The organism is Faecalitalea cylindroides, from assembly GCF_028321995.1.
Classification (GTDB): domain Bacteria; phylum Bacillota_I; class Bacilli_A; order Erysipelotrichales; family Erysipelotrichaceae; genus Faecalitalea; species Faecalitalea cylindroides.
The window spans coordinates 1-7,140 of record NZ_JAQLXG010000026.1; the positions used below are offsets into that span (position 1 = coordinate 1).

The following is a 7,140-nucleotide window of genomic DNA, read 5'->3' on the forward strand; positions in this document are numbered from 1 at the left end:
TGAAAATTAAAAAAATTTCTCTTTTTTTCTTTATAAAGAGAAATTTTTTATCTTATTTTTTATAGAATGTTTTCGATAATAAAGTGATGTTTCTTATAACACAAAACGTATTAATTATTAAAAAAATATCATTTTATCCAAGAGAGATTCTCCCTCCATATAACTCTTTTTCTTTAAATTAAAATTATCCAAGATTGTCATTCCAATCACGCTAAAACTATCTGCTTCTTCTAAAACCCCATATTCTTTCATAGTTTTAGAAAACATAAGGCAAGGCACACATTCTCTTGTATGATTATAGCCTTTGAATGTTGGATCATTTCCGTGATCTGCAGTTACAATTACTAATGTATCATTAGATATAGTATTTAATAATACTTGTAATAAAGAATCAAATTTTTCTAATTCATTAGCATAACCACGTACATCTCTTCTATGTCCCCATTTTGAATCAAAATCTACTAAATTTACAAATAATAAACCTGTAAAGTCTTCTTTGGCCTGTTCAATGGTTTGCAACATGCCTTCAAAACTTGTCTTTGAATGTGTTTCTCTACTAATACCATTGCCACAAAAAATATCATTTATTTTTCCAATGCTCCAAACATCATATCCATTCAGTTTCAATATATCGAGAACTGTTTCTTGTGGAGGTTTGATAGTAAAATCGCGACGGTTAGCCGTTCTTTCGAATGTGTTTTTATCGTTTCCAATATAAGGTCTGGCAATTACTCTACCGACTTTATATTCTTCTCTCATTGTTAACTGTCTAGCAATTTTACAACAACGATATAACTCATCTAGCCCAGTAACTAACTCGTGTCCACATATTTGCATGACAGAATCTTCTGAAGTATAAATTATCAATTTCTTACCTTTGGATCTTATTTCCTCTTCTCCAAGTTCTTGTATAATTGATGTCCCACTAGCATTTTTGTTACCAATAAAAACATGATTCGTTAATGACTCTAATTCTCTGATCAAATCAACAGGGAATCCTGTATCTGTAAAAGTTTTTAATGAGACCGTTGTTTTTATTCCCATCATTTCCCAATGCCCTGTCAGCGTGTCTTTAGAATAACTGCTTTCATTTAGTTTTAACGAATATCCCATCTTTTGTTTATAATTTACAGATGGATGTAATTCACCCAGTCCCAAATCATATAAAGTTGGTAATTTGATATTCGGAAACTGTTCGAAAATATGACCAAAAGTATCAGCTCCTTCATCATTGTAAAGAGCAGCATCCTTTGCTTGTCCGATGCCAAAAGAATCAATAACAATAAGTATAATTTTCTTGAATTTTAGATTATCCTTCATTTACAAAGACCTTATACTTTCTAAAGCTATCTCGATCATGTTTAAAAATACTGTTTCTCTTTCTTTACTAGTAGTTTTCTTTTTAGAAACCATGCTATCAGAAATTGTTAATATACATGCCGCTTGCTTGTTAAGTACATTTGCATTATGAAATAAAGAATATGATTCCATTTCAACACATTTGCATTCTTGCTTTTCTATTATCTCATTCAATAGTATCTGCTGTGCATTTTGTTCCCTTTTATAAACATCAGTACAATATACTTTTGCAGGCAAGATATCTTTTTTCATTTTTTTAGCGGTAGCTAAAATAATATCATTCAACTGTATAGAAGGTTTTTCAATATGACCTTGTTTTAGTGATTGAACATAGGAATAGTTTGAATCACTGAAACATTCAGTGACCAAAACAGTATCAAATATATCCAATTCTTTCGTATATGAACCTGCTGTCCCTATTCTGATTATATATTCTACATCATATTTATCAAATAGTTCATAAGAATAAATCCCCATACTTGGAATACCCATTCCACTTCCCATCACAGTCACTCTAATGGTTTTATAAACCCCTGTATATCCCAACATATTTCTAACTGTATTGATTATTTTTACATCACTTAAATATGTTTCAGCTATCATTTTCGCACGCAATGGATCTCCGGGCATTAATACAATATTAGCTATTTCATCTTTTTGAGCTCCGATATGTGTACTCATAACATTAATTCCTGCCTTTCATTAAAATCGAAATAAAAGTTGAATAGTTAGCAGATTCAATTAATTGATTGTATTTGTCTTGATTATCAATAGTATCTAATATTAATTCATAGAGCTTCGGTATTTGATCAAATGTTTTATCTAGAGCGAATAAAAACACCAATCGAACATTATATTCGTTCCAAGTTACAGGTTGTTTCAGAATAGCTACACAGACACCACTTTTTAATGCAGATTTTTTTATACTATGCGGAATTGCAATTAAATCAGAAAAACATGTTGGTGCTATACTTTCTCTTTTATACACTTGCTCTATAAAATCTTCTCTTACAAAACCATTTTTATATAAATTTTCACACATTATATTTATTAGGTCATTTTTTGAATTTACTGAATCTATACGCAAAAACAAATTTTCATCAAAACATTGCATTATAGTTAAATTACGATATGCCGTATTAATTCGAATCTGCTTTACTAATTTTTCAATCAATTTATATTCATTTGGATTTAAATAATCTTCAATCTTATATACCTCATATGGTTGATACAAATCTAAATTTACTAAAGTTAATATTAAATCTGGTTTATCTCTAGTAATCCCTTTGGTATCAAGAAAAGAATAGTTACCACAATACTTAACATTTGTAATATTTGAAAGCTTGTCAACTATAATTTTTTCAACTGCTTTTCCATATGGACTAACTAATACTACCTTTAATTTTTCTGTATTCAGTTTTTGAAGTGCTCCTAATAAATGCATTGCAATATAACTAACTTCATTTTCATTCAAATGTAGAGAAGTTTTATCTAAAAACTTCGCAGATATATAGGTTGCGATATCATAAACTAAAACATATTTTTTTTGAAATTCTTTCAACAGAGGATTTTTTAGCTGCATGTTCATTTTGCATCTTTGAACTGCATATTTTAAATGTAAAGCTAAACCATTAATTAATTCATTATTGTTACTAAAATCTATTGAATAGTCTTTCTTTATTTCATCAAATACACTAATCAGAAAATTTTTATAATCTAGACAATCGCTTGCAAGATGATTGCCTAGACTTAATTTAAATGATTGATCAATCCTTGATGCAACTTCTTTATTCAAAAGCATACCTGTTTCAGAATAAAGATACTTCGAAAATCCATCCTCTAAATCATACTCTTGAAATTTTTGATTCAATTGAGCTGTAAGTACATGCAACAAAATAGACATCAACTCAAAATCAGTAACAAATATTTTGTTTTCACTAACATATTTATAAATTGTATTTCTGATAAACTGAACATCTAATGAAGAAAAATAAGACTCTAAAATTGCTAGATTAAAATTAGAAGTTTCACTTTCTTCTAACAAATAATAGACAACTACTTTCTGCTTATTTACGTTCTCCCCTTTAAAATATAGCTTATTCATTTTTCTCATTATAAATACATTAAATCTATCGGAGATTTCTTTATTCAATTCTTTGATATGTTTGTTAAGTAAAGAAGTACTTATAGATAATTTGTCTGCCAATTCATAATAATCAACTTCATTTTGCATGATCAACTCTTTGACAATAGAAATTTTTCTATTATCATTCATTATTCTTTTCTGTTCATCATTATAAAGAATAGACTTGTCTTTAAGCCAATATCCTTTCCCTTTTTTAGATTCTATTACTCTTTTTTTATACTTTTTATTTATATCTAATATTTCGTTTTGAACTGTTTTTGAACTTATTAAAAGTTTTTTTGCGATTTCATAAGAAGTTAAACATGACTCTTGTCTCTTTAATACTTCAATAATTTTAAATTGTCTATCATTCAAAATAACTTTCATATTATTCAAGTCCTTTCCAGATATAAATAAATTACTATGTATTTTATAACAATCAATCAATAATAGATAACGCTTTCCCTTTATCTAGTAGGAATGGGCGATAATATGCAACCATATTTGATAAAGGGCAAACATCTTCATGAAGTTCAATTCCTAGTTGCTCCTTTATATATTGCCTTCTAGTTTCAAATCTTCTCCACATTTCGTAATCTTGATTTTTTATTCTTTCTCTTAGTTGTTCATTCGCTAATAGTATTCCATTCTCACAACATGGCTTACTATATCCCTCAACACTAGGGATAATATCTATCTGTAATATCATGCCGCTTTCTAATGATTCATTGCTGTCTTTATATATTGGTGAGCATAACCATTCCTCATCGGCAGCCAAATGTCCTGGATTTAAACTCCATCGATATATTTTTTTTGGTAAACACCGATCAATTATAGCATATAATTCTTTCCCTGACATTCCAACATGAATATTCTCTAACCAAGTTCTTACCGCATTAAAATACGGAGCAGCTACTTTTTCAATATAATCACTTTCTGTTTCTGATAACTGATTTTTATCAGAAACTAAATAACCTGTTCTGCTAGATAAGCCTCCTTTATAGCCTACTGTCATCGAAATTGCATCCCCCAATATCATTTTTTTCATTGAAGGATACAGATTTGCTTTTGCAAAACGTTTTCCAGTTGAAAATATCGTTACAACATTATTGCGCTGACCTTCGGACTCAAGAATTGATGCCATCTCAATTTCTGTTTTGCCTATTTGTAAAGAATCTAAAGCCTTCAACATATTTGAAGCCGCTAAAACTTGTCCATACTCATAATGTCTAATTTCATCCACTGTGTTTATTCGTCTTACGCCTACTTCACCAATCATAATATTTGTAGCATTCGATACAGATAATGCAATTGTTTTGATTGCTTCAACTATATAGTGAGGAACATCAAACATATCTTTATTGATTTTATACAAAGCTTTCCAACCAATAAGACCTACCTTTTTATTTGTTATTTTTGCTTCTTTAAAATAATCGACCATTTCTTTTTTTCCTTCTAATGGTTGATCAGGCAAAGAGAACTGTGGCACATGTAATGGCGTATTTTTTATTCGGCTATGTTTTGACATTCCAAGAACTTCATTTCCTAATAATAGATAACAATCTCCATTTTTGTGAAGAACAAGACAAGCTTCTTCAAATCTTGGAATAAATCCTGTTAAATATTCAAAATTTGCAGAGTGCTCAACATCCGCATATATGATAATGCAGTCGTACCCTTCTTGAACAAATGTCTTAATTACTTTCTCTTTCCTTATTTCCATTGTTTCATCGCTTAAAATTTGGGGAGAAATGTACTCAATTTGTGGACTTTCTACATTTTTTAAAACTACTCTCATTTAAATTACCTCACTTATTAAAGGAATAGTCTTTTTTTCTTCAGTCAAAACGATTCCTTCATCTGATATTTTTACATATGGACAAACTAATAAAGACAATATTGTAATACGCGATAAAGGGTTCTCAATATATATATTACCCAGCTTTACATTTGCCTCATTCATATTGTTAATTTCATTAACAACATCGGCAACATTTTTATTAGACATTAATCCTGCGATTGATAAAGGCATAGAAGCTATAACACAACCACTTTCTACTGCACAAAAGCCTCCTTTTTGCTTTTTAAGTTGACGTAAAGCTACAATTGCATTTTGTGGATTGTCATATACGACAGTTACGTTATGTGCATCATGACCTACTGTGCTCGCTATTGCACCATGATTTATTCCAAAGTTTTCAACTACTCCTAAAGTATGAGTTCCCTTATTATATCTATTAATAACAGATACAAACATATACTTCCCCTTTGGAGACAACTCAACTTTTCCATTCTTGATTGGAAAAGTTTGTTGAATCAAATTTGTTATTGAAGAAGAAAAGCTTTCAAACTTTATAACATTCATTGTAACCTTACTACCTTTAGAATAAACCAAAAAATTCGTCTCGTCCAAATCTGGTATATTAACAGTTTGATTCAATGCCTCTCTAGTATCTTCATAATGTGAAATCATGTCGCCATTTTTTACAACACATTTTCCTTCAAAGTACACATCTTTGACATGAACATTTTCTATATCATCTAAAACATTAAAATCAGCAATATATCCTGGTGCAATTGCTCCTAAATTTCCTATATTCGCTTCTAAACAAGGCCTATATGTAGCACTAATATATGCCTCAATTAAAGGCATTCCACAAGAATGAGCATGACGTATAATTCCATCAATATGCCCTTTTCTTGAAATCACATCACATCTACGATCATCGCTACTAAAAGAAACTCTATCATAATTGCCAATTTCAGATAAAGCTTCAATAATCTTAGGCATATTATGATTAGTATTTGCATCTCTTATATCTATCCACATACCTTGTCGATACTTTTCGATTACTTCTTGAACGCCTCTAGCTTCATGGTCACTTTTGATGCCATTACATAGATAAGCAGATAATCTATTTCCTTGCAAGAGTGGAGCGTGACCTTGAATATATACTTTTTTATTCTTTGCTTCATCCAAAATTTTAGTTATTCTTTCATCAGAGCATAATACTCCTTCATAATCCATAACTTCACCAAGTCCAACTACATAGTCCTTTTCTAAATATGTTCTATAAAGTGAATAATCAAATGTTGCACCACTATTTTCTAAATTTGGAACAGAAGGTACACAAGAAGGTATTGTCAAAAGTTGACGCATTGGTATATTCCCGTTACTTTCTAACATATATTTCAAGCCTTCTTCTCCGCATACATTTGCTATTTCATGAGCATCTTCCAAAACCGTTAACGTTCCGTGTGGAACAACTAATTTTGCATAATTTAAAGGTGTTAACAAACTACTTTCTATGTGAGTATGTGAATCAACAAAAGCAGGCGATAGATATAAATTATCGCCATTTATTATTTGTTTGCAGTCTAATATTTCCTTATTGACGTCATATTCAACATGAGATATCCATTTTTTATATACATACACATGTGCTAAAATCCATTGTTTTGTAAAAACGTTCAAAATTTTTATATTTCGAAAGACTTTATCATTAACAATTTTCCCTAAACTTGCCTCGGATAATCTCTTTCTGTCATTGCAACTTAAATCAACCATTCCTATTCCTCATCACTATTTTCCAGTTTCAATTGTTGTTTTTCATACATCTTCAAGAATGGATAATACAAGATCATGTCAATGATCA

At 29.9% G+C, this 7,140-nt stretch carries 5 protein-coding genes; all 5 read right to left on the reverse strand.

The window, feature by feature from the left end; genetic code table 11:
* Window positions 1-117: 117 nt before the first annotated feature.
* Genes PND65_RS09380 through PND65_RS09400 form a run of 5 tightly spaced genes read right to left on the reverse strand, consistent with a single transcriptional unit; the run spans window position 118 to window position 7,052 of the window.
* Window positions 118-1,320, reverse strand: a complete 1,203-nt coding sequence (locus PND65_RS09380; RefSeq protein ID WP_087159220.1) for a phosphopentomutase — start codon at window positions 1,318-1,320, stop codon at window positions 118-120.
* Complete coding sequence (gene deoD / locus PND65_RS09385; protein WP_271991825.1) at window positions 1,321-2,040, reverse strand: purine-nucleoside phosphorylase; 720 nt, start codon at window positions 2,038-2,040, stop codon at window positions 1,321-1,323.
* Between the two features lie 4 nt (window positions 2,041-2,044).
* On the reverse strand, window positions 2,045-3,871 hold the full coding sequence (locus tag PND65_RS09390; RefSeq protein WP_271991823.1) for a BglG family transcription antiterminator: 1,827 nt from the start codon (window positions 3,869-3,871) through the stop codon (window positions 2,045-2,047).
* A gap of 52 nt (window positions 3,872-3,923) precedes the next feature.
* Window positions 3,924-5,282 (reverse strand): M24 family metallopeptidase, encoded by a 1,359-nt coding sequence (locus PND65_RS09395; RefSeq protein ID WP_271991821.1) that lies wholly within the window; start codon window positions 5,280-5,282, stop codon window positions 3,924-3,926.
* On the reverse strand, window positions 5,283-7,052 hold the full coding sequence (locus tag PND65_RS09400) for an adenine deaminase C-terminal domain-containing protein (protein WP_271991819.1): 1,770 nt from the start codon (window positions 7,050-7,052) through the stop codon (window positions 5,283-5,285).
* Window positions 7,053-7,140: the final 88 nt, after the last annotated feature.